Here is a 20,890-nt window from a genome sequence, read left to right on the forward strand (position 1 = left end):
CCCCGCTATACGGCCGCCAGTTTTCCTCCGCGCGCGGACCCTTCCGGACATGAGCTGGCTTCCCCGATCGCCGAAGGCGCGCCGTCGCCTGTGGGTCGTGGCGGCCGTGGCGCCGATCCTCGCCCTCGCCGTCGGCCTGTCGCTGTGGGCCATGAACGACAGCGTGACCTTCTTCTTCACGCCTTCGGAAGTGACCGTCGAAAAGGCCCCGGCTGGACGCGACATCCGTCTGGGCGGTCTGGTCGAGGCGGGCAGCGTCCAGCGCCACGGCGCCGACGTCAGCTTCGCCGTCACCGACAACATGGCCTCGACCCGGGTGATCTATCACGGCGACCTGCCCGACCTGTTCCGCGAAGGGCAGGGCATTGTCGCGCAAGGGAGTTTTCAGCCCGACCGGACCTTCGTCGCCCATCAGGTGCTGGCCAAGCACGACGAAAAATACATGCCGCGCGAAGTGGCGGACAAGCTGAAGGCCAAGGGCGAGTGGCGTCCTGAGCCCTCGAAGGCTTCTGCCGGAAACGCCGCCCTGTGATCAGCGAGTTCGGCGCCTACGCCCTGATCCTGGCGCTCGCTCTCGCGGTCCTTCAGACCGTGATGGCGACGGCCGGGCGTATCCGGCGCTCGCCGGTTCTGGCCGGAGCGGCGCAGGGCGCGGCCATCGCCTCGGCCTGTGCGGTGGCGCTGGCCTTCGCGGCCCTGATCTTCGCCTTCGTGACCTCGGACTTCTCGGTCGCCAACGTCGCCAACAACAGCCACACCGACAAGCCGATGCTCTACAAGGTCGCCGGCGCCTGGGGCAGCCACGAGGGCTCGCTGGTCCTCTGGTGTCTGGTCATGACCGGCTTCGGCGCCGCCCTTGCGCGCGCCGGCGGCCTGCCGTTCGGGCTCAAGACCTCGGCGGTCGGGGCGCAGGGAGCCTTGGGCAGCCTGTTCCTCGCCTTCGCCGTCTTCACCTCGAACCCCTTCGCCCGGCTGGACCCGGCGCCGTTCCAGGGCGCGTCCCTGAACCCCCTGCTTCAGGACCCGGCGCTCGCCTTCCATCCGCCGCTGCTCTACGCGGGCTATGTCGGCTTCTCGGTGACCTTTTCGCTGGCTGTCGCGGCCCTGATCGAGGGTCGCGTCGATCCCGCCTGGGGCCGCTGGGTCCGGCCCTGGGCCCTGGCGTCCTGGGTGCTGCTGACCATCGGCATCACCCTCGGCTCCTTCTGGGCCTATTACGAACTCGGCTGGGGCGGCTGGTGGTTCTGGGACCCGGTCGAAAACGCCAGCTTCATGCCCTGGCTGGCGGGCGCGGCCCTGTTGCACTCGGCGGTGGTGACCGAGCGGCGCGGAGCCCTTGCGGGCTGGACGGTCTTCCTCGCCCTTCTGGCCTTCACCTTCTCCATGCTGGGCGCCTTCCTCGTGCGCTCGGGCGTCCTGACATCCGTCCATGCCTTCGCCGTCGATCCGGAGCGCGGGCTGATGCTGCTGGGCATCCTCGGCGTCACGGCGGGCGCCGCCTTTGCCCTGTTCGCCTGGCGGGCGCCGAAACTGACGGGTGGCGGTCTGTTCGCACCGATCAGCCGCGAGGGGGCGCTGGTGCTCAACAACCTCTTCCTGACCGCGGCGGCGGCGACGGTGCTGCTCGGCACCCTCTATCCCCTGATCCTGCAGGCGGCGACCGGGGCGACCATCTCGGTCGGCCCGCCCTATTTCGCCCTGACCTTCACCCCCCTGATGGTGGTCGCCTTCCTGATCCTGCCCGCCGGGCCGCTGCTGGGGTGGAAGCGCGGCGATCTGAAAGGGGTAGGCCAGAGGCTGGCGGTCGCGGCGGGCCTGTCCCTCGTCTGCGCCCTTCTGGGCTGGATGGCCTTCGAACCGCACAAGGCTATGGCGGCCGGCGGCATCGCCATCGGCGCCTGGCTGATCCTCGGAGCCCTGGCCGAGGTGGCCGAGCGCGTCCGGCTGTTCCGGGTTCCTCTGGCGGAAGTCGGACGCCGGGCCAGGGCCCTGCCGCTGGGCGCCTGGGGCATGACCCTGGCCCACGCCGGGCTCGGCCTGTTCGTGCTCGGCGCCGTGGTCGAGACCGGCTTCAAGGTCGAGGCCGCCGCGCCGCTCGGCCTCGACGGGAGCGTGACCGCAGGCCGCTATTCCGTCCGGCTGGACGACGTCCGTATCGTCGAAGGCCCCAACTATCTGGCCGAGCAGGGCCATCTGACCGTCACCCCGACCGATGGTGGTCCTGAGCGGACCGTCATAGCCGAGCGCCGCTTCTTCCCCGCTGGCGGCCAGACCACGACCGAGGTCGGCCTCGATTTCCGCGGGCTGGACGATGTCTATGTCGTGCTCGGCGAGCGCAGATCGACGCCTCAGGCCGCGCGGGCCTGGACGGTCAGAGTTTACTGGAACCCCTGGGCGCGGCTGATTTTCCTCGGGCCTCTGGTGATGGCGATCGGCGGGGTTCTGTCCCTGCTGGACCGCCGCCTCCGGATCGGAGTGGCCGGGCGCAAAAAGGCCGCGGAGAGCGCCGCGTGAGAACCGCCGCGATCGCCCTGGTTTTCGCACTTCTCGCCGCGCCTGCGATAGCCGAACCCGCCGCCGCGCCCGACCAGCCGCTATCGTCTCCGACGCAGGAGGCGCGGGCCCAGCGGCTGTTTCAGGACATCCGCTGCGTGGTCTGCCAGCACGAATCCATCGCCGACAGCCCGGCCGGCATCGCCGCCGACATGCGCCGCCTCGTGCGCGAGGAGATCGCCTCGGGCGCCACGGACGAATCGATCCGCGAGGATCTGGTCCGCCGCTGGGGCGACTACATCCTGTTCAAGCCGCCAGTGAAGGCTGCGACCTGGCTGCTGTGGTTCGGCCCGCTCGCCCTGGTGCTGCTGGTCGGCGGCGTCTTCATCGCCCGGTCTCGCCGGCAAAGGCCCGACGCCGCGCCGCTTTCGCCCGATGAGGAGCGCCGGTTGAACGATCTTCTCCGTGGCGGCGAGGTTCGCCCCGATCCTGACGCAACTTCGTCCCACGACTGACGTGCGCGGGGAACAATCGTTCCGACGCCCCGGGTTTGGCTTCTGCCCGACCGGGTCTATATCTCAACGCGAAACGGCCTCCAGACGAGGCCGAAAGAGGATCGCAAGACGACGATGCTGAAGCGGAAAGAGTTCATTCTGGGGGCTGCGGCCGGCCTGATCGTTGCGGCGGGCGCCACCGCCGGCGGCGTCATTTCATGGCCGGGCGCCCATGCCGAGGCCCGTCCGGGTCAACTGGTGGCCTCCGCCGGCGCGGGCCTGGCCTTCGCCCCGCCGCAGGGCGCGCCGCTCAGCTTCGCCGACATCGTCCAGCAGGTCGCCCCGGCCGTGGTCCAGATCGAGGTCGAGACCCCGGTCGAGCGCCCGCAAGGCATTCAGGGCTTCCAGATCCCGGGCCTGCCCGGCCTGGTCATCCCGAGCCCCGGCCAGCAGCAGGAAGAGCCTGACGCCGAGCCGCAACTGGCCCAGGGCGCCGGCTCCGGCTTCTTCATCTCGCGTGACGGCTATATCGTCACCAACAACCACGTCGTGGCCAACGCCAAGTCGATCAAGGTCAAGATGACCGACGGCCGGACCCTGGACGCCACCCTGGTCGGCCGCGACGAAAACACCGACCTGGCCGTGATCAAGGTCCAGGGCGACGACTTCAAATTCGTCAGCTTCGAGGAACAGGCCGATCCGCGCGTCGGCGACTGGGTCGTCGCCGTCGGCAACCCGTTCGGCCTCGGGGGCACCGCCACGGCCGGCATCGTCTCGGCCCGGGGCCGCGACCTGCAGGACCGCTCCAGCGCCTATGTCGACTATCTGCAGATCGACGCCGCCATCAACCGGGGCAACTCGGGCGGCCCGACCTTCGACATCTATGGCCGCGTCATCGGGGTGAACTCGGCGATCTTCTCGCCCACCGGCGGCTCGGTCGGCATCGGTTTCGCCATCCCGGCCTCGACCGCCAAGAGCATCACCGACCAGCTGATGCGCGGCGGAAACATCGAGCGCGGCTATCTGGGCGTGTCGATGAAGACCATGAGCGACGACGAGCGCGCCGCCCTGGGTCTGCCGGAAGGCGTCAAGGGCGCCCTGATCAACAGCGTGACCCCGGATGGTCCCGCCGAGAAGGGCGGCATCCGCGCCGAGGACGTCATCGTCGCTGTGAACGGCCAGGCGGTCGAGACCGGCAACGCCCTGACCCGCGCCGTCGCCAACGCCCGCGTCGGCGACGAACTCCGCGTCGAACTGATGCGTGACGGACGCCGCCAGACGGTCACGGTGCGGGCCGCGAAACGCCCGTCCGAGGCCGAACTCTATCCGACCGACGAGGAAGGCAACGCCAATCCGTCGCCGGCGGTCCCCGCCGTTCCGTCGGGCCTGACGGTCGAAGGCCTGTCGGTCTCGCCCCTGACGGCGGCGCTCAAGAGCCGCTACAGCATCGCTGATGACGTCTCGGGGGTCGTGGTCACCCAGGTGGCCCGCGGCTCCAAGGCGGCGCAGGGCGGCCTGCCGGTCGGCACGGTGATCAGCCGCGCCTTCAGCCGTCCGGTCAACACGCCGCAGGAACTCAAGGCCGCCATCGACGCGGCCCGCGCCGCCGGCCGCCCCAGCGTGCTGTTGCAGGTCACGGCTCAGGGCACCACGGCCCTGATCGCCCTGGAACTGTCCAAGAGTGAATAAGCCTTAACTGACAGGATCGTCACGGATGCGCTAACGTCCGTGACGATTCTGAATTCAGGAGGGGTCAATGCGTGTTCTGGTGGTCGAGGACGACGCCGAGGCGGCGACGGCGATGGTCCGTGGCCTGAGCGAGGCCGGGCACGAGGTGTCGCACGCCATCGACGGGGCCTACGGCCTGCTCGAGGCCCAGCGCGGCGGTTACGACGTCTATGTCGTGGATCGGATGATGCCGCGCCTCGACGGCATCGGCATGGTCGAGACCCTGCGCAAGGACGGCGACCAGACCCCGGTCCTGTTCCTGTCGGCGCTCGGCGAGGTCGAGGACCGGATCACGGGCCTCAAGGCCGGCGGCGACGACTATCTGGTCAAGCCCTACGCCTTCGGCGAGCTGATCGCCCGGGTCGAGGCCTTGGCCCGCCGTCGCGAGACCGGCGGCGTCCAGACGGTGCTCAAGGTCGGCGATCTTGAGATGAACCTGATCGCCCGCACCGTGCATCGCGGCACGACCGAGATCGACCTGCAGCCGCGCGAGTTCCAGCTGCTGGAGTTCCTGATGCGCCACGCCAACCAGTCGGTGACTCGCACCATGCTGCTGGAAAAGGTCTGGGAATACCACTTCGACCCCCAGACCAACGTCATCGACGTTCACATCAGCCGTCTGCGGTCCAAGATCGACAAGGGCTTCGACAAGGCCATGCTGCAGACGGTGCGCGGGGCGGGATACCGGCTGGAGGCCTAAGTCGCCTCAATGAAACTGCCGTCCCTCTTTCGCCGCACGCCCTTCCGGCTGACGCTGCTCTTCCTCGCCCTGTTCGCGGCGGCGGCCAGCGCCATCCTGGCCTATGTCTATTTCGCCTCGGCGTCGGAGGCCCAGGCGCGGGCGACCAAGGACGTGCAGAGCGAATTCGACGCCCTGACGGCCATCTATCGTACCCGTGGCGAGGATGCGTTGAACCAGGCCCTGGTCGAACGCACCATTCGGGGCGGTCCCTATCTGTATCTGTTGACGGACGGAGCCGGGAAGGTGGTGACCGGCAACCTCTCTGTCCTGCCGTTCGATCCGGGAACCCAGACGCCTGGAATGGGCGACTGGGACACTTTCCGCCTGACGTCGACGGACGCCGAGGGGCATGTCGTGAACCGGCGCTCCATCGGGGTGATCATGCCCCTGAGAACCGGCGGCAAGCTGGTCGTCGGCGAGGATATCGGCGACATCGAGGAATCCCTCGCGCGCCTGACCCAGGCCCTTTGGATGGCCATGGGCGGGGTCCTGCTGCTGGGCGCCACCGGCGGCCTGATCATCAGCCGCAACGTCGAACGCTCGATGGGGCGGTTGAACGCCGTGGTCGCCGCCGTGCGCGACGGGGACCTGAAGGCGCGGGCCCAGGTCCGGGGCGGCGAAGGCTCGGGCGGCGACGAACTGGACGAGCTCGGACGCGGCCTGAACGGCATGCTGGACCGGCTGGAGGCTTCCATGGCCTCGATCCGTCACGCCGGTGACGCCATCGCCCACGACCTGCGCTCGCCCCTGACCCGGATGCGGGCCAAGATGGAGGTCGCCCTGATCGACGCCGAGGCGGGCAGGGTCTCGGGTGTCGAGGCGCTGGAAGTGGCCCTGAGCGAGGCCGACCACCTGCTCAAGACCTTCAATACCGTCCTGGCCATCGCCCGGTTGCAGGCCGGCGGCGCGCCGGATCCGCAGGTGTTCGACGCCGCCGATCTGGCCGCCGACATGGCCGAGCTCTATGAGCCCGCCGCCGAGGACAAGGGGCTGGAATTCTCCGCCGAGATCGAGCGCGGCCTGATGATCGAGGGCAACCAGCCCTTCCTGGCCCAGGCCCTGGCCAACGTCATCGACAACGCCATCAAATACACCCCGACCGGCGGGGCGGTGATGCTGCGTGCGCGCCGACGCTCCTCAGGTGAGATCGAATATTCGGTCACCGACACCGGCCCCGGCGTTCCCGCCGAGGACCGCGAGCGGGTCGTCCAGCGCTTCGTCCGTCTCGACAACAGCCGCAGCGAGGCCGGCTCGGGTCTGGGCCTGTCGCTGGTTTCCGCCGTGCTGGAAGCCCATGACGGACGCGTTCAGCTGGATGAGGGGCCAGGCGTCTACGGCGGCTTCGGGCCGGGCCTGCGCGTCGCCCTCGTCCTGCAGCCGGCGCCGTGACCGAACCCGTCCTCGGCGACCGGATCGGCCCCTGCGGCCCGGTCGCGGACGCGGCGGCCGCCTCGCGCTGGCTGGAGCGGCTGAGGCCCGCGGCGGAGGAGGGCGGCTGGAGCGATTGCCTTGACCGCGCATGGCCGGCGCTGGCTCCTGTCTTCGCCGCCTCCCCCTATCTGGCCGGATTGGCGCGGCGTTCGCCGGAGCGGCTGCGCGCAACGCTGGAGACCGCACCCGAGGCCCGGCTGGAGACCCTCCTCGCCAAAACCCTGGCCCTGTCCGGCCCGCCCGATGAGGTCAGGGCGCCGCTGCGCGGCCTGAAGGCCGATTTGCACCTGCTGACGGCGCTGGCCGATCTGGGCGGAGTGTGGGACCTGACCGCCGTCACCGCCGCCCTGTCGCGCTTCGCCGATGCGGTGACCCAGACCGCTCTCGCCTCGGTCGCGGGCGAACAACGCGCGAAGGGGCGGCTGCTCTCCGCCGCCGATGATCCCGCCGGTCCCGTCCCCGGCCTGTTCGGTCTGGCCATGGGCAAGCACGGCGCCTTCGAGCTGAACTATTCCAGCGACATCGACATCTCGCTCTTCTTCGATCCGGACCGGCTGGCGCCGGCCCTCGCGCCCGGCGTCGAGGCCCAGCCCTTCGTCGACCGTCTGGCCCAGGCCACGGCGACCCTGCTGCAGGAGCGGACAGCGGACGGCTATGTCTTTCGCGTCGATCTGAGGCTGCGGCCAGATCCCTCATCGACCCCGCCGGTCGTGGCGACGCCCATGGCCCTCTCCTATTACGAATCCGTCGGCCAGAACTGGGAGCGGGCGGCCTTCATCAAGGCCCGGGCCATTTGCGGCGATCCGGTCGCGGGAGCGGAGTTCCTCGACGCCCTCGTCCCCTTCGTCTGGCGGCGCAGCCTCGACTATCAGGCCGTGCTCGATATCCAGTCGATCAAACGCCAGATCCACGCCCACAAGACCGGCGAGGGGCTGGTGGCCATGGGGGCCAATCTGAAGCTCGGCCGGGGCGGCATCCGCGAAATCGAGTTCTACGCCCAGACCCAGCAACTGATCCTCGGCGGCCGCGACAAGTCCCTGCGCGCACGCCGTACCGACGAGGCCCTCGCGGCGCTGGCGGCGGCGGGGCACATCCCGACCGAGGTCGCCGTCGACCTGACCGCCGCCTATGCCGAGCTGCGGGCGCTGGAACACCGCGTCCAGATGCTGGACGACGAACAGACCCACACCCTGCCGGTCGACGCCGAGCGCCGCATCGCCGTCGCGGCCCTGTCCGGCGAGGACAGTCTCGCCGACTTCGACCGGGGCGTGGAGGCTCTGCTGCTGGGCGTGAACCGGATCTACGGCCAGCTGTTCGAAGGGGAGGAGGACCTGTCCTCGCCCTGGGGCAGTCTGGTCTTCACCGGCGTGGACAACGACCCGGAGACGCTCGAGACCCTCAAGCGCATGGGCTTCTCCGAGCCCGCCACCGTCGCCGACACTATCCGCAGCTGGCACCACGGCCGTATCCCGGCGACGCGCTCGGCGCGGGGGCGCGAGTTGTTCACCCGGCTGGCGCCGCGCCTGCTGACCGCCGTGGCCCGGACCGGATCGCCGGATGCGGCCTTCAAGCGGTTCGCGGTCTTCTTTTCGGCCATGAATTCGGGCGTGCAGGTCCAGGCCCTGTTCCTGAACCAGCCCGAGCTGTTCGGCCTGATCGTCGGGGTCATGGCCTTCGCGCCGAAGCTGGCCCGCACGCTCGGCCGCTATCCGGCGGCGCTGGATTCCATGCTGGACGCCCGCTTCCAGATCCCGGTCGGCCCCAATACCGGCCTGTTCGCCCAGATGGAGGCCGAGGCGCGCGAGGCGGGGGATTTCGAGGGGGCGATGAATGTGGTGCGCCGCCTGCACCGCGAACAGGCCTTCCGCATCGGCATCCAGACCCTGACCGGCCGGGTCGGTCCCGGGGCGGCGGGCCGGGCCTTCACCAACCTGGCCGACGCCGTGATGGGGACCCTGTCCGAGGCGGCTTTGGTCGAGACGGTGCGGCTGGGCGGGGCGATGCCCGGGGCGGTCGCGGTGATCGCGCTCGGCAAGGCCGGGTCGCGGGAAATGACGGCGGGCTCGGACCTCGATCTGATGACCGTCTATGAGGCGCCGCCCGAGGCGGTGTCCGAGGGCAAGGGCTGGACCGCCGACGTCTTCAACGTCCGCTTCACCCAGAAGCTGATCGCGGCCCTGTCCGCCCATACGGCTGAGGGCGGGCTCTATGAGGTCGACATGCGCCTGCGGCCCTCCGGCTCCAAGGGGCCGGTATCGGTGCGCCTCTCGGCCTTCGAGGACTATTACGCCGCCGAGGCCGACACCTGGGAGTTCATGGCCCTGACCCGGGCCCGGGTGGCCTGGACCAGCGACGATGACTTCGGCGGGCGGGTGACCAAGGCCATCGAGGCCGCCCTGCGCCGGCCGCGCCCCGGCGTCGATATCGGCCGCGACATTCGCGCGATGCGCGACCTGATGGACCGGGAACGGCGGGCCCAGGGGTTCTGGGATCTGAAGCTGTCGCGCGGCGGTCTGGTCGACGCCGAGTTCGTGGGTCAGTACCGCCAGCTGACGGCGGCGCTCGCGGGCGGACCCCTGTCGGTCTCGACCGTGGTCCAGCTGGGCGAGGACACGCCCATGGCCGAGGCCTGGCGGCTGCAGCAGAGGATCGGCCAGCTGTTCGCCTGCGCCTTCGACGAGCGCCCCGATCCTGAGGAAGAACCCCTGGCCTTCCGCCAGCGTCTCGCCGAGGGGGCCGGCGCGCCTGATTTCGAGACCCTGATCGCGCGCCTGAAAGAGGTGCGCTCAGAGGCCCGGGCCGCCTTCGATCAGGCCCTGCCGGGCGTCAGCGACGGAGAGTCGTCGGGCCCGCGTTGAACTTCTCGACGGGGGTCATCCGGGCCCCGGGCCCGACGGAGACGACGTATGAAGAAGACCATCATCGCCGGCGGACTGGCCGCTGCTTCCCTGGCCGTTCTGGTGGGCGCCGCCGCTCCGGCCCCGCAGACGGCCGCTCCGACGCAGGCCGCGACCGCGCAGGCCGCTCCCGCGGCGCGACACGCGCGCATGGAAGCCCGGCGAACCGCGCCGGTCACCCAGGCTGAGTTCGTCCAGGCCCGCGTCAGCCGCCTGACGGCGCTGGACGCCAACCACGACGGTACGGTCCCCGCCGAGGAACTGCGCGCCGGCGCCCAGGCCCGTCGCGCTCAGCATGCGGCCCAACGCTTCGACCGCCTCGACGCCGACAAGAACGGCCAGATCAGCCGCGCCGAGTTCGACGCCGCCCGCCCCGAACGCGGCGTCGGTCGCGGACCCGGTGGTGAACATCGTGGTCCGCGCATGGCGCACCGCCGTGGCGGCGAAGGTCACGGGTCCGGTCAACGCATGGCCCAGCACGGTCCCATCATTATCGCCGATGTCCAGACGAAGCTGACCGAAGACTTCGCCCGGCTCGACACCGACCACGACGGAGTCCTGAGCCCGGCCGAGCGTCAGGCGGGCCGCGCCGTGATGCGTGAACGCTTTCAGGAGCGCAGGGCTCAAAGACAAAACCGTGCGCCTGCCGCCGTTTCGGCGTCGCCCTCGGCCACGGCTTCGGAGTAAGACCGTGTCGGGGAAGGCCGTGATGGTTCGGTCGGCCCGCTCTGTGAGCAAGGGAGCAGGCCGGCTTGGCATCGATCGTCGACCCCGACGAGGAACTGGTTCGCCGCGTGGGTCAGGGCGACCCGGCGGCGATCCAGGCCATGGTCGCGCGCAAGCTGCCGCGCATGCTGGCCCTGGCGCAGCGGATGCTGGGCGATCCGGTCGAGGCCGAGGACGTGGCCCAGGAGGCCATGCTCAGGGCCTGGAAACAGGCGCCGCGCTGGCGACCGGGCAAGGCGAAGTTCGACACCTGGCTGCACCGGGTGGGTCTGAACCTCTGCTACGACCGTTTGCGACGGCGGCGCGAGGTGCCGACCGAGACGCCGCCGGACCGGCCCGACGACGGTCCGGCGCCCGATCGGGGGCTTCTGGCCGCCGAGCTCGGCGTCCGGGTCGACGCGGCCCTGCGACGATTGCCCGAGCGTCAGCGGGAGGCCATCGTCTTGTGCCACTATCAGGAGCTGTCCAATATCGAGGCGGCCGACCTGATGCAGATCAGCGTGGAAGCGCTGGAGAGTTTGCTGTCGCGGGGCCGTCGCGCCCTGAGGCAGACGTTGGCGGATATGGCGCCCAATGCCGAGAGGCACACCGGTGGACGGGGGGCTGAAGGATGACGACGATGAACGCCGAAAGGCTGAAACAACTGGCCGAAGCCTATGGCGCCGACAAGCGGCGCTGGCCCGAGGCCGAGCGCAAGGCGGCGGAGGCTCTGATGGCCTCTGACGGGCCGTGGGCCGACCGGGTGCTGTTCGAGGCGCGTCAGACCGACGCCGCGCTCGACGCCTCGGCGCGCCCGATGATCTCCAGCGCCCTGCGCGACCGGGTCATCGCCTCGGCCATGGCCGCCGGCCTGTCGCCGCGCAAGGCGCGTCTGGTCTGGGACCGTCTGGTGCTCTGGTTCGGCGCCGGCTGGGCCGCCGCGGCCTGCGCGGGCGTGATCGCGGGCGCCAGCCTGACCCCGCACCTGACCGCCGACGCCCAGGCCGATGCGGTCCTCTATCAATCCAGCCTGTCGGGCGTGGACGATACGGAGGTCCTGGGTTGAGCCTTCTGGATTCTCCGCGCGCCCTGAAGATCGCCCTGGCCGCCTCGGTCGCCCTGAACCTGTTCGCCATCGCGGGCGGCGCGACCCTGTGGGTGACCAAGACCAAGGCCGAGGACAAGATCGAGGCGGCCCAGGTTCCGGGCCGTCAGAGCACCTTCAGGGATATCCTCGCGGGCATGGAGCCCGAGACGCGCCAGCGCGTGCGGACGGCCTTCCGCGCCTCGGCCATGGCGGCCCGGCCGGACTTCGAGGCCTCGCGCGCGGCGCGGCGCCAGGCGGTCGAATTGATGCGCGGCCCCAACCCCGACGCCGCTGCCGCCAACACCTTGCTGGACCAGTCCCGCGCCGCCGAGATGCGCGGCCGGGCCCGGCTGGAACACGACGCCACGGCGGTTCTGGCGACGCTGAATCCGGACGACCGTCAGGCTCTGGCCGTGATCCTGGCCCGGCGCGTCAAGCCCGGCGGCGGCGCCCCCGATCAGCACAAGGGGGGACCCGGCGGCCGTCCCGATGGGCGCCCTGACGGCGATCAAGGTCGTGGACCCGATCAGCCCGGTGCGCCGCGCGGGGAACGCTAGGCGATTTTGAGAGGCTTCAGGCCGCGCGCGCCTGGGGCGGGCTGGCCCCGGCCTCGGCCGGGCGAACTTCGGGAAGGTCGAAGCTGACCACGGTCCCGGCGCCCGGCTCGCTGTCCATGGCCATCACGCCGTGGTGCATCTCGATCAGCGACTTGGTCAGGGCCAGGCCCAGGCCGGTCCCCTGCGTGGTCTTGGAGTGCTGGCCCTCGACCTGTTCGAACGGGCGGGCGAGGCGGCCCAGATCCTCGGCGGCGATGCCGATGCCCGTGTCGGCGACCGCGACCCTCTGACGTCCCACCCCGTGCTGGGCCACCGAGACGGTGATCGAGCCGCCCTCGGGCGTGAACTTCACCGCGTTCGAGATCAGGTTCAGCATGACCTGCTTCAGGCCGCGCTGATCGGCGTCGATGTCGGGCAGGTCCTGGGCCTCCAGCGCCAGGGTCAGGCCCGAGTCCTCGGCCTTGCCGCGCATCAGGCGGATGGCGTCCTCGCAGACCTCTCTCAGCGATACCTTCTCATAGTGCAGCGTCATCTTGCCGGCCTCGATCTTGGCCATGTCGAGGATGTCGTTGATCAAGCTCAGCAGGTGCTGGCCGGACTTCAGGATGTCGGAGGCATAGCCTTTGTAGCGCGCGTCGCCGACCGGGCCGAACATCTCGCCGGCCATGATCTCGGAGAAGCCGTTGATGGCGTTCAGCGGGGTGCGGAGCTCGTGGGACATATTGGCCAGGAACTCCGACTTGGCCTGGTTGGCGGCCTCGGCCCGGGTCATGGCGATCTCGTATTTGCGGGCCAGCAGGCTGAGCTTCTCCTGACTCGACTCCAACTGGTCGACCATCAGGCGCAAGCTGTCCGCGGCGCGCTGGGTCTCGGCCTCCTGCTTCTTGATCTGGGTCAGGTCGGTGGCGGTGACCACGGTCCCGCCGTCGGAAGTGTAGCGCTCGGCCAGCCGCAGCCAGCGGCCGTCGTGCATCTCGACCTCGCGCATTCCGGCGCCGAGGTCCGAGGACGGATGGTCGGCCTTGATGGCCAGGGCGGCGATGCGGTTCAGCTCGTCCTTCATCGCCCCGCGGCGCACGGCCTCGGGGGCCAGGCCGAAGGCGTCGGAGAAGGCCTGGTTGCACAGGATCAGCCGCCCATGGCGGTCGAACAGGGAGAAGGCGTCGGACACGCTCTCGATGCCGTCGCGCAGCCGGCTTTCGGCCGACTGGGCCTGGGCCTTGGCGCGGCGGGCCTCGGTGATGTCGAGGGCCACGCCCAGGATGTTGATGAAGCCGCCTTCGTCGCGTTCGCCGCGCGCCTGCCCGCGGGCGTCGATCCAGCGGATCGTGCTGTTGGGACCGGTGACCGGGAAGGTGGTCTCGAAGGCGCCGAATGTCGCGGCCTGACGCAGGGCGTGCTCGACCAGATCGCGGTATTTGGGATGGACCCGCCCCAGCACGGTCGCGGCCGGGACGACGCCGCCCTCCGGCAAGCCCAGCAGGGTCGCCATATAGTCGGACAGGGTGACTTCCTCGGCCTCCAGATCCCATTCCCAGACGCCGCAGCGGGCGGCCTCGACGGCGACGCGGAAGCGGTGCTCGGTCTCGGCCCAGTCGCGGGTCGCCCGGCGCTGGCGCCAGCCCTGCACCAGCATCATGGCTCCCACGGCGGCGCCGAGGGCCAGCGGAGCCAACAGGACCCAGGCGTCGCCCAGCAGTCCGCCGCCCGAGCCGGCCGGCTGGGCGGCGACCGCCAGCAAGCCGGTGGATCCGACCGGGGCGGCGAGGAGGGTCAGCGGCTTGCCGCCCGAGGGCGTCGTCGCGATCGGACCCGTCGCCGCCTTCAGCGCCGCGTGGTTGAGCGCCGGAACGGTCGCCCCGGGAGCCGCCGTCGCGACGTCGTCGTCGGGCATGGACAAATAGAGGGCGGACCCCGTCTCGGAGGCGGGCAGGGGAATGCGGGCGACGATCCGCATCGTTCCGGCCGCCTGGCTGGTGAGAACCGCGCGGCGATCGGCGCCGAGACGCAGGGCGTGACCGGCCGACGCCGGGGGTTCGGCGAAGGCCTCGGCGGGGGCGCCGCTGGCGGCCTGGACGGCGCCGGTCGGCGACAGGATGGCGAAGGCGGCCTCGGGGGCCGCGGCGCGGGCGGCCTCGGCGGCGTCCAGCGGCCGGTCGGTATGGCCGGTCAGGGCCGCGGCGCCGATGGTCAGGGCGGCGCGGGCGGTCAGGATGCGACCGTCCATCCGGGCGGCGAACAGCTGGGCGTCCTGTTGCTGGGCGGCGACGCGAAGTTGATCGGCCTCCCGTTCGGGGCGGGCGGTCTGGCGCGCGACCAGAAGCACATAGGCGGCGACGCAGAGGGTGAGGCCAAGGATCAGGATCCGGGTGCGGCTGGCCGCACGTCCGCCGCCCTGATCGGATGATCGGCGGCCCGGTCCCTGTATGCGGCGCTCATTGCCCCGCAAGGCGCTCTCCCGGACTAAAAAAGCTCGCGTCCGCGGCCCTTTTCAGACCGGTGCGAAGCGATTCGACGAAGTCTGGAATCTAGGCTGCGTCGCGGAATCCTGTCGAGGCATGGTTAACGAAAGGTATTAAGCCGCCTGTGCGCGAATCTTCTGGGCAACAGTCTCCGGCGGCGTGGCCAGGACGTCGGTGACCGATTTCAGGATATCGCGAGCCTGACGCGCCATGGCGACCGTCGCGGGCGGGGCGTCGTCGGGGTTTTCATCCACGGCGTCGATCAGCGACTGGGCAAGGGCCATCAGTTGCGGCGCGGCGGCGATCAGCCGGGCCTGGAACTCGATGCGGTCCGGATCGCGGTCGTATTCGGCGCCCGGCACGCGCCAGCCGCCCCAGTCGGCCGGATCGGTGACCACGACCGGATAGGTGCCGGGGAAGGGATGGTGCGGGGTGTCCTCGGCCAGCTGCCACTTGTTGCGGGCGCGCAGCAGCCGCCAGTTGCCGACGTCCTCGGACGCCTCGTCCTCGACCGGCAGCATCAGTTCATGCGCCAGGAACTCGCGGCCGAGGCCGATCTCATAGGTGACCCGGACGGGCTCGTCGAAGCCCTTGGCCCAGACCGGCTGGACCTTTTCGATGTGGGCCCACGCGCCCACGCATTCGACCCAGACCTTCTGGCCCTTCTGGAATTGAGCGCGCGCCATGACGGTTCTCCGACTATCCGAGCCCGTAGAATGGCGGTTCACCGCTTGCTGCGCGGTTTCCGAATAGGGTGAAGAGGCCGTTAATTTCAACCAGGCTGAGAAATGGTCTCCAGCGCCTCGCCCGCGTACTTCTCCTTCACCCGGGTCGACAGGTCGCCCAGCGACACCACCCCGACCAGCCGCTGATGCTTGTCCACGACCGGCAGGCGGCGGATCTTGCCGTCGCCCATGGCGTCGAGGGCGCTCTTCAGATCGGCGCTGTCCAGGGCGGTGACCACCTCGGTCGTCATCACTTCCGACACCGCCGTCGCGGGCCCAAAGCCCTTGCCCACGGCGCGCACGGCGATGTCGCGGTCGGTCAGGGTTCCGACCAGACGGTCGTCCTCGGCGACGGGAATGAAGCCGAAATCGCCAGAGCCCATGCGGGCCGCCACGTCCTGAAGGGTGTCGCCGGGGCGGGCGACCTGAACGTCCTTGGTCATCACATCGCGAATCTTCATCGGGCTTCCTCCTCGTTGTCGCCACAGAACCCCGGGGAGAACGGCCGGTTCCGCTTTCGCCTTTCGCCCACGAGCGGTAAGGGCATCGGCCCGACGGAGAGACTTCAATGACCGCAGCCGCAGACGCCAAAGCCATCCTGACCCGCCTCGGCGTTTCCGACGCCGTCTGGTCTGGAGATCTGCCGACCCGCTCGCCGATCGACGGCTCCAGCGCCGGAAATCTGGCCCAGGCGACGCCGGATCAGGTCGAGGCCGCCGTGGCCCGTTCGGTCGAGGCTTTCAAGGCCTGGCGCCGTGTGCCCGCCCCGCGTCGCGGCGAGTTGGTCCGTTTGCTGGGCGAGGAGCTGCGCGCCGCCAAGACCGACCTGGCCATGCTGGTCACGCTCGAGGCCGGCAAGATCGTCTCCGAGGGCCTCGGCGAGGCCCAGGAGATGATCGATATCTGCGACTTCGCCGTCGGCCTGTCGCGTCAGCTCTACGGCCTGACCCTGCCGAGCGAACGGCCCGGCCACCACATGCGCGAGACCTGGCAGCCGCTGGGCCCCGTCGCCGTCGTCACCGCCTTCAACTTCCCCATCGCCGTCTGGGCCTGGAACGCGGCCCTCGCCCTTGTCTGCGGCGACCCGGTGATCTGGAAACCGTCGGAGAAGACGCCCCTGACCGCGCTGGGCGTGCAGGCGGTGTTCGAACGCGCCGTGGCGCGTTTCGGCGATGCTCCGGAAGGACTGAGCCAACTCCTGATCGGCGGCCGCGAGATCGGCGAGGCCCTGTCGGCCGACCCGCGCGTGCCGCTGGTTTCAGCGACGGGTTCGACCCGGATGGGCAAGGCGGTGGCCCAGACCGTGGCAGGCCGTCTCGGCCGCTCCCTGCTCGAGCTCGGCGGCAACAACGCCATGATCGTCACCCCCAGCGCCGATCTGGAGATGGCCGTGCGCGCCATCGCCTTCTCGGCTGTCGGCACCGCCGGTCAGCGCTGCACCACCCTGCGTCGCCTGATCGTGCATGAGAGCGTCGCCGAGGCCCTGACCAAGCGACTGGTCAAGGCCTATGCCAGCCTGCCGGTCGGCGATCCGCGCAAGGACGGCGTCCTCGTCGGCCCCCTGATCGATGAGCCGGCCGTGAAGGGCTTCGAGACGGCGCTCGCGGACGCCGTGGCGCAAGGCGGCGAGATCCTCGTCGGCGGAACGCGCGTCGAGGCCGACGGAACCTATGTCACCCCCGCCATTGTCCGCATGCCGGCCCAGACGGCGGTGGTCGAGCATGAGACCTTCGCCCCCATCCTCTACGTCCTGACGTGGAGCGACTTCGATCAGGCGGTCGAACTCCAGAACGCCGTGCCGCAGGGCCTGTCCTCCTGCGTCTTCACCGACAGCGTGCGCGAGGCCGAGGCCTTCCTCTCGGCCTGGGGTTCGGACTGCGGCATCGCCAACGTCAACATCGGCCCCTCGGGCGCCGAGATCGGCGGGGCCTTCGGCGGCGAGAAGGAGACCGGCGGCGGGCGCGAGAGCGGCTCGGACGCCTGGAAGGCCTATATGCGTCGCCAGACCCAGACGGTGAACTTCTCCGCCGACCTCCCTCTGGCCCAGGGCGTGAAGTTCGACGTCTGACTATTGGCCGTCGCCTATTGGCCGCTGTAAGCGGCCTGAAGCGCGGCCAGATCCAGCTTGACCATCTTCAGCATGGCCACGGCCGTCCGCCCGGCGGCGGCGCGGTCGCTGGACGACTGCAGCTCATTGAGGACGACCGGCACGATCTGCCAGCAGACCCCGAACCGGTCCCTCAGCCAGCCGCACTGCTCGGGCGAGCCGCCGCCCGCCTGCAGCGCGTCCCAATAGTGGTCGATCTCGGCCTGATCTTCACAGTTCACGGTGAAGGAGATGGCGTGGTTGAAGTCGTCCAGCTTGCCGGCGTCCATGGCCGTGAACGACTGGCCGGCAAGGGTGAACTCCACCACCTTGACCGATCCCGGCGGGCCGCTGGGCGTCTCGACCTCCAGCGTCCAGACCCGGTCGATGCGCGAGTCCGGGAAGGCGGAGACATAGAGGCTGGCGGCCTCCTCGGCCTCCTTCACGAACCAGAAGGACGGGGCGATCTTGCTGAGCGTGGGCATTTCGGGGCTCCCTGTTTTCTGTCGTATTGAAACCCCGACGGCCGGTTCGGTTCAGAACCGGCGCACCATCAGGACGCCGATGAAGACCAGGGCCACACCCGCCAGGCGGCCGATCCCGATCGGGTGACGCGGCACGCCCAGGGCGCCGAAGTGGTCGAGGATCAGGCTGAGCAGCAGCTGGCCGGCGACCATCAGGGTGATGGTCAGGGCGGCTCCCAGACGCGGCACGCCCCAGGCGGCGGTGATCACGAAGACGCATCCGTAAAGGCCGCCCATCCAGGCCCAGGCGGGCAGGGTCTTCACCGCCGCGAGGTCCGGTTTCGTGTGCAGGACCGCCGCCAGAATGCCGAGCGCCAGCGTCCCGACCGCGAAGGAAATGAAGGCCGCATTGACCGGCGAGGCCATGGCTACGGCCAGCCGGGCGTTGGTCGGCGCCTGAAGCGCGGTCGCGCCGCCGGCGATGATGACGGCGAGCAAGATCATGGCGGCGTTGAAGTTCATACCCTTGAGCTATCACGCCGTTTCGCGGACGGGCAGGGGGCGTTTCTCAGGAATGAGCCGAGATGAACCGGGCGCCGCGTTCGCCCTCGGGATCGTCCTCGACGCCGAAGCTGCGGTTGATGGTCATATGGGTTTCGCCCGGGGCGGCGATGACCTCAGCCTGACCGCCGGCCCTGTTCAGGGCGGCGGCGAGCGCCTGGCTCTGGGCCGCCGAATCGGGGCGGCTGGCGACGTGGAAGATCAGGAAGGGCGGATAGGTCTGGCCTTGCTGGACCCGCAGCGTCGGCGACAGTTCGGCGCGGGCGGGGCTGCCCTCGGGTCCGAAGGCGTTGTCGTACATCTGGTCCAGCGCCCGCCCGACGATGCCGCGCCCACGCGGGCCGGTGGCGTCGTATCCGGCGCCGTCCAGCAGGATCACTCCGCCCAGATCGGACGGCTTCATCCCGTACGCGCGCAGATAGACGGGATCGACGCCCACCAGGGCCGCCAGATGTGCGCCCGCCGAATGACCCAGCAGGAAGATCGGCCGGCCCGGCAGGCGGCGATGCAGGTCGGCGACGGCGGCGGCGACATCCTGCGCCTCTTCCCGGGCACCAACCTCAGGGACCAGCCGATAACTGGTCGAGGCCAAAGTCAGGCCGTGCCGCCGGGCATAGTCGGGCAGGGCGTTGACCATGGAGTTCTCACCCCGCTTCCAGCCGCCGCCGTGGACGAACATCAGGATCGGTCCCGTGTCCGGCCCAGGGTATAGATCGTAGCTCTGAAGCGGATCGGACCCGTAGCGGTTCGCGGTCGGCGCGGCCTGACGGGCGAAGCCGGGCGCGGCGGCCGCAAGCGCGGCTCCGGCCAGTGAAAGGGCGATCAGGCGGCGGCGGTCGAATATCGGCATGGTCGTCTCCATGAGCCCCGAAGCTTCAACGCCGCCATGCCCCGGATTCCGTCACCAGCTTTGGGTGGCCGCCGCGCCGCCGAAGATTTCCGCCAGCCGCGCCCGGGTCGAACGGTGGGCGTCCTCGGGCAGGGCGTCGGGTGCGAACCAGCCGATCTCTGCGATCTCCCCGTGGCTGGTTCGCTCTTCCATAGTGAAGGCGTCGATGGCGAAGACCACGACATGGTCGCCCGGGAAGTAGGCCTCGTTGGAATGGATCGACAGCAGGCGAGGCGGGGTGGTGGCGATCAGTCCGGCCTCCTCGCGCATCTCGCGCACCACGGCGGCCTGGGTCGTCTCGCCCTTGTCGACGCCGCCGCCCGGCAGCCACCAACCCATGACATAGGTGTGTTTGACCAGCAGGACCCGTCCCTCGATGTCGACGGCGACGCCCCGCACCCCCAGGGTCATGCCGCGCGTCAGGCGCGAGACCGCGAAGAACAGGGGGCGGGTATAGGGCTCGACGACGGCGCGCCACGGCTTTCTGGACATGGCGCGACCATGGCACGCCGGTCTTGCCTCGCCTAGCGGGCGGCGGCCATCGGCAGGGCGTTGCGGGTCAGATAGAGGACGGCGTCGCGCACGCGGGGCAGGCGCTCGCTGATCGTCCGGCGCAGGCCCAGCCGCTCCGGATGGATGCTGGGCGTCAGGTCGGGCTCGACCGGGCGCAGGGCCGTCAGCCAGTGGTGGTCGCGTTCATAGCCCAGGGCGATCAGCTCTTCGGTCATATCGCCATGCCGGGCGATCTGGCCCTTGATCCGCTCAGGCTTGAGCCGCCAGGCGCCGAGGCTCTCGGGCGTCACCGGCCGGATCGCCCGCATCGCCGGCGCCCATTCGGCGCTCGGTTCGCGCACCACCTCATGATAGCGCGAGAAGAGGTGCTTCAGCGTCAGGAAGGGCATGGCCGCCATCAGTTCGACCTGGACGGTGTCCGGCTCGGTGACCAGGCGGTGGTAATCGACGATGTGGAAGCGCTCGCGGCCACGCGCCTTTTCGGCCGCCCGGGCGCTGCGCCGCCAGACGCGCAGATTGGTGAAGTAGCGCCCGGGCCAGCCGCCGTGCTCGCTGGTGATCACATCGCGCGGATCGCGGGCCACATAGACGGCGTGCAGCCGCGGATCGAGGCTCAACATGGAGGCGGTGAAGGCCACCTCGTCCGGACATTTGGTGCAGACGATCCGGCGGTCGCGCGGCGCGGGCCGGCGCAGACGCAGCTCTTCCTTCACTCCGCCGTCGATGTCGAAACAGGCCAGGAAGAGGACGTGCAGCAGGGTGGTGCCGCTGCGCGGCGCGCCGGTGATGTGGATGCGGCGACCTTGATCGGGCGTCATTGGGGAGAGGGTCATGGGGCGGGGGTCTCCATGGCGAGGCGCGTCGGCCTCCGATGGAGCGTTCCTGCAGGTGCGGTGCGGCCTCAGTTCGATCTTCGGATAACGCCGTTGCAACATGGCGAAGCCGAACGCGAAGGCCTCGTCTTCACGCGGCGCCGGTCTGCGGCTTGAACCCATGCCCCCGGCCCGGTATCACCCGATCTGAACAGGAGCATTTCCATGCTGGCTCTCGGCATCA

Annotated in this window: 20 protein-coding genes; 12 read left to right on the forward strand and 8 right to left on the reverse strand. The window is 70.1% G+C overall.

What is annotated here, in order from left to right:
* The first annotated feature begins 49 nt into the window (after positions 1 to 49).
* The 11 genes from ccmE to ACW172_RS10765 all read left to right on the forward strand — a co-directional run bounded on the left by ccmE (position 50) and on the right by ACW172_RS10765 (position 12,134).
* Positions 50 to 532, forward strand: a complete 483-nt coding sequence (gene ccmE / locus ACW172_RS10715; protein ID WP_492031522.1) for a cytochrome c maturation protein CcmE — start codon at positions 50 to 52, stop codon at positions 530 to 532.
* Positions 529 to 2,514: a heme lyase CcmF/NrfE family subunit gene (locus tag ACW172_RS10720; protein WP_492031523.1), complete on the forward strand. Its 1,986-nt coding sequence runs from the start codon at positions 529 to 531 to the stop codon at positions 2,512 to 2,514. Before ccmE ends, ACW172_RS10720 begins: the two co-directional genes overlap by 4 nt.
* Positions 2,511 to 3,008: a cytochrome c-type biogenesis protein gene (locus tag ACW172_RS10725; protein WP_492031524.1), complete on the forward strand. Its 498-nt coding sequence runs from the start codon at positions 2,511 to 2,513 to the stop codon at positions 3,006 to 3,008. Before ACW172_RS10720 ends, ACW172_RS10725 begins: the two co-directional genes overlap by 4 nt.
* A gap of 114 nt (positions 3,009 to 3,122) precedes the next feature.
* Positions 3,123 to 4,676, forward strand: a complete 1,554-nt coding sequence (locus tag ACW172_RS10730) for a Do family serine endopeptidase (RefSeq protein WP_492031525.1) — start codon at positions 3,123 to 3,125, stop codon at positions 4,674 to 4,676.
* A 67-nt stretch (positions 4,677 to 4,743) separates the two neighbouring features.
* The gene (locus ACW172_RS10735) at positions 4,744 to 5,415 is read left to right on the forward strand and encodes a response regulator transcription factor (RefSeq protein WP_492031526.1); all 672 of its coding nucleotides are present in this window, start codon (positions 4,744 to 4,746) and stop codon (positions 5,413 to 5,415) included.
* A 9-nt stretch (positions 5,416 to 5,424) separates the two neighbouring features.
* Positions 5,425 to 6,846, forward strand: a complete 1,422-nt coding sequence (locus ACW172_RS10740) for a sensor histidine kinase (RefSeq protein WP_492031527.1) — start codon at positions 5,425 to 5,427, stop codon at positions 6,844 to 6,846.
* Positions 6,843 to 9,746 carry a bifunctional [glutamine synthetase] adenylyltransferase/[glutamine synthetase]-adenylyl-L-tyrosine phosphorylase gene (locus ACW172_RS10745; RefSeq protein ID WP_492031528.1) on the forward strand — a complete coding sequence of 968 codons (2,904 nt, stop codon included), beginning with the start codon at positions 6,843 to 6,845 and terminating at the stop codon, positions 9,744 to 9,746. The genes ACW172_RS10740 and ACW172_RS10745 overlap by 4 nt, the downstream gene beginning before the upstream one ends.
* Positions 9,747 to 9,794: 48 nt before the next feature.
* Positions 9,795 to 10,472, forward strand: a complete 678-nt coding sequence (locus ACW172_RS10750) for an EF-hand domain-containing protein (RefSeq protein WP_492031529.1) — start codon at positions 9,795 to 9,797, stop codon at positions 10,470 to 10,472.
* Between the two features lie 65 nt (positions 10,473 to 10,537).
* A complete protein-coding gene (locus ACW172_RS10755; RefSeq protein ID WP_492031530.1) occupies positions 10,538 to 11,125 on the forward strand; it encodes an RNA polymerase sigma factor in 588 nt (195 codons plus the stop codon).
* 5 nt (positions 11,126 to 11,130) lie between these two features.
* Entirely contained in the window at positions 11,131 to 11,556 is a 426-nt protein-coding gene (locus ACW172_RS10760) for a hypothetical protein (protein WP_492031531.1), read from the forward strand.
* The gene (locus tag ACW172_RS10765; RefSeq protein WP_492031532.1) at positions 11,553 to 12,134 is read left to right on the forward strand and encodes a periplasmic heavy metal sensor; all 582 of its coding nucleotides are present in this window, start codon (positions 11,553 to 11,555) and stop codon (positions 12,132 to 12,134) included. The genes ACW172_RS10760 and ACW172_RS10765 overlap by 4 nt, the downstream gene beginning before the upstream one ends.
* Positions 12,135 to 12,150: 16 nt before the next feature.
* Here ACW172_RS10765 and ACW172_RS10770 read toward each other — a convergent pair whose 3' ends face one another.
* The 3 genes from ACW172_RS10770 to ACW172_RS10780 form a co-directional block, all read right to left on the reverse strand.
* Complete coding sequence (locus tag ACW172_RS10770) at positions 12,151 to 14,583, reverse strand: PAS domain-containing sensor histidine kinase (RefSeq protein WP_492031533.1); 2,433 nt, start codon at positions 14,581 to 14,583, stop codon at positions 12,151 to 12,153.
* A 126-nt stretch (positions 14,584 to 14,709) separates the two neighbouring features.
* The gene (locus ACW172_RS10775) at positions 14,710 to 15,282 is read right to left on the reverse strand and encodes a hypothetical protein (RefSeq protein WP_492031534.1); all 573 of its coding nucleotides are present in this window, start codon (positions 15,280 to 15,282) and stop codon (positions 14,710 to 14,712) included.
* A gap of 86 nt (positions 15,283 to 15,368) precedes the next feature.
* Entirely contained in the window at positions 15,369 to 15,782 is a 414-nt protein-coding gene (locus ACW172_RS10780; protein ID WP_492031535.1) for a CBS domain-containing protein, read from the reverse strand.
* 107 nt (positions 15,783 to 15,889) lie between these two features.
* Here ACW172_RS10780 and amaB point away from each other — a divergent pair, with 107 nt between their 5' ends.
* On the forward strand, positions 15,890 to 17,389 hold the full coding sequence (gene amaB, locus ACW172_RS10785) for an L-piperidine-6-carboxylate dehydrogenase (RefSeq protein ID WP_492031536.1): 1,500 nt from the start codon (positions 15,890 to 15,892) through the stop codon (positions 17,387 to 17,389).
* Between the two features lie 14 nt (positions 17,390 to 17,403).
* Here amaB and ACW172_RS10790 read toward each other — a convergent pair whose 3' ends face one another.
* The 5 genes from ACW172_RS10790 to ACW172_RS10810 are packed head-to-tail and all read right to left on the reverse strand — an operon-like array spanning position 17,404 to position 20,667.
* Positions 17,404 to 17,892: a VOC family protein gene (locus ACW172_RS10790; protein ID WP_492031537.1), complete on the reverse strand. Its 489-nt coding sequence runs from the start codon at positions 17,890 to 17,892 to the stop codon at positions 17,404 to 17,406.
* 51 nt (positions 17,893 to 17,943) lie between these two features.
* Positions 17,944 to 18,393: a DMT family transporter gene (locus ACW172_RS10795; RefSeq protein WP_492031538.1), complete on the reverse strand. Its 450-nt coding sequence runs from the start codon at positions 18,391 to 18,393 to the stop codon at positions 17,944 to 17,946.
* 46 nt (positions 18,394 to 18,439) lie between these two features.
* Positions 18,440 to 19,282, reverse strand: coding sequence for an alpha/beta hydrolase (locus tag ACW172_RS10800; protein ID WP_492031539.1), 843 nt, complete (start codon positions 19,280 to 19,282; stop codon positions 18,440 to 18,442).
* A gap of 51 nt (positions 19,283 to 19,333) precedes the next feature.
* The gene (locus tag ACW172_RS10805; RefSeq protein ID WP_492031540.1) at positions 19,334 to 19,813 is read right to left on the reverse strand and encodes an NUDIX domain-containing protein; all 480 of its coding nucleotides are present in this window, start codon (positions 19,811 to 19,813) and stop codon (positions 19,334 to 19,336) included.
* Between the two features lie 32 nt (positions 19,814 to 19,845).
* A complete protein-coding gene (locus ACW172_RS10810) occupies positions 19,846 to 20,667 on the reverse strand; it encodes a hypothetical protein (protein WP_492031541.1) in 822 nt (273 codons plus the stop codon).
* Between the last annotated feature and the right edge of the window lie 223 nt (positions 20,668 to 20,890).

This window comes from Brevundimonas sp. ALps5, from assembly GCF_058681645.1.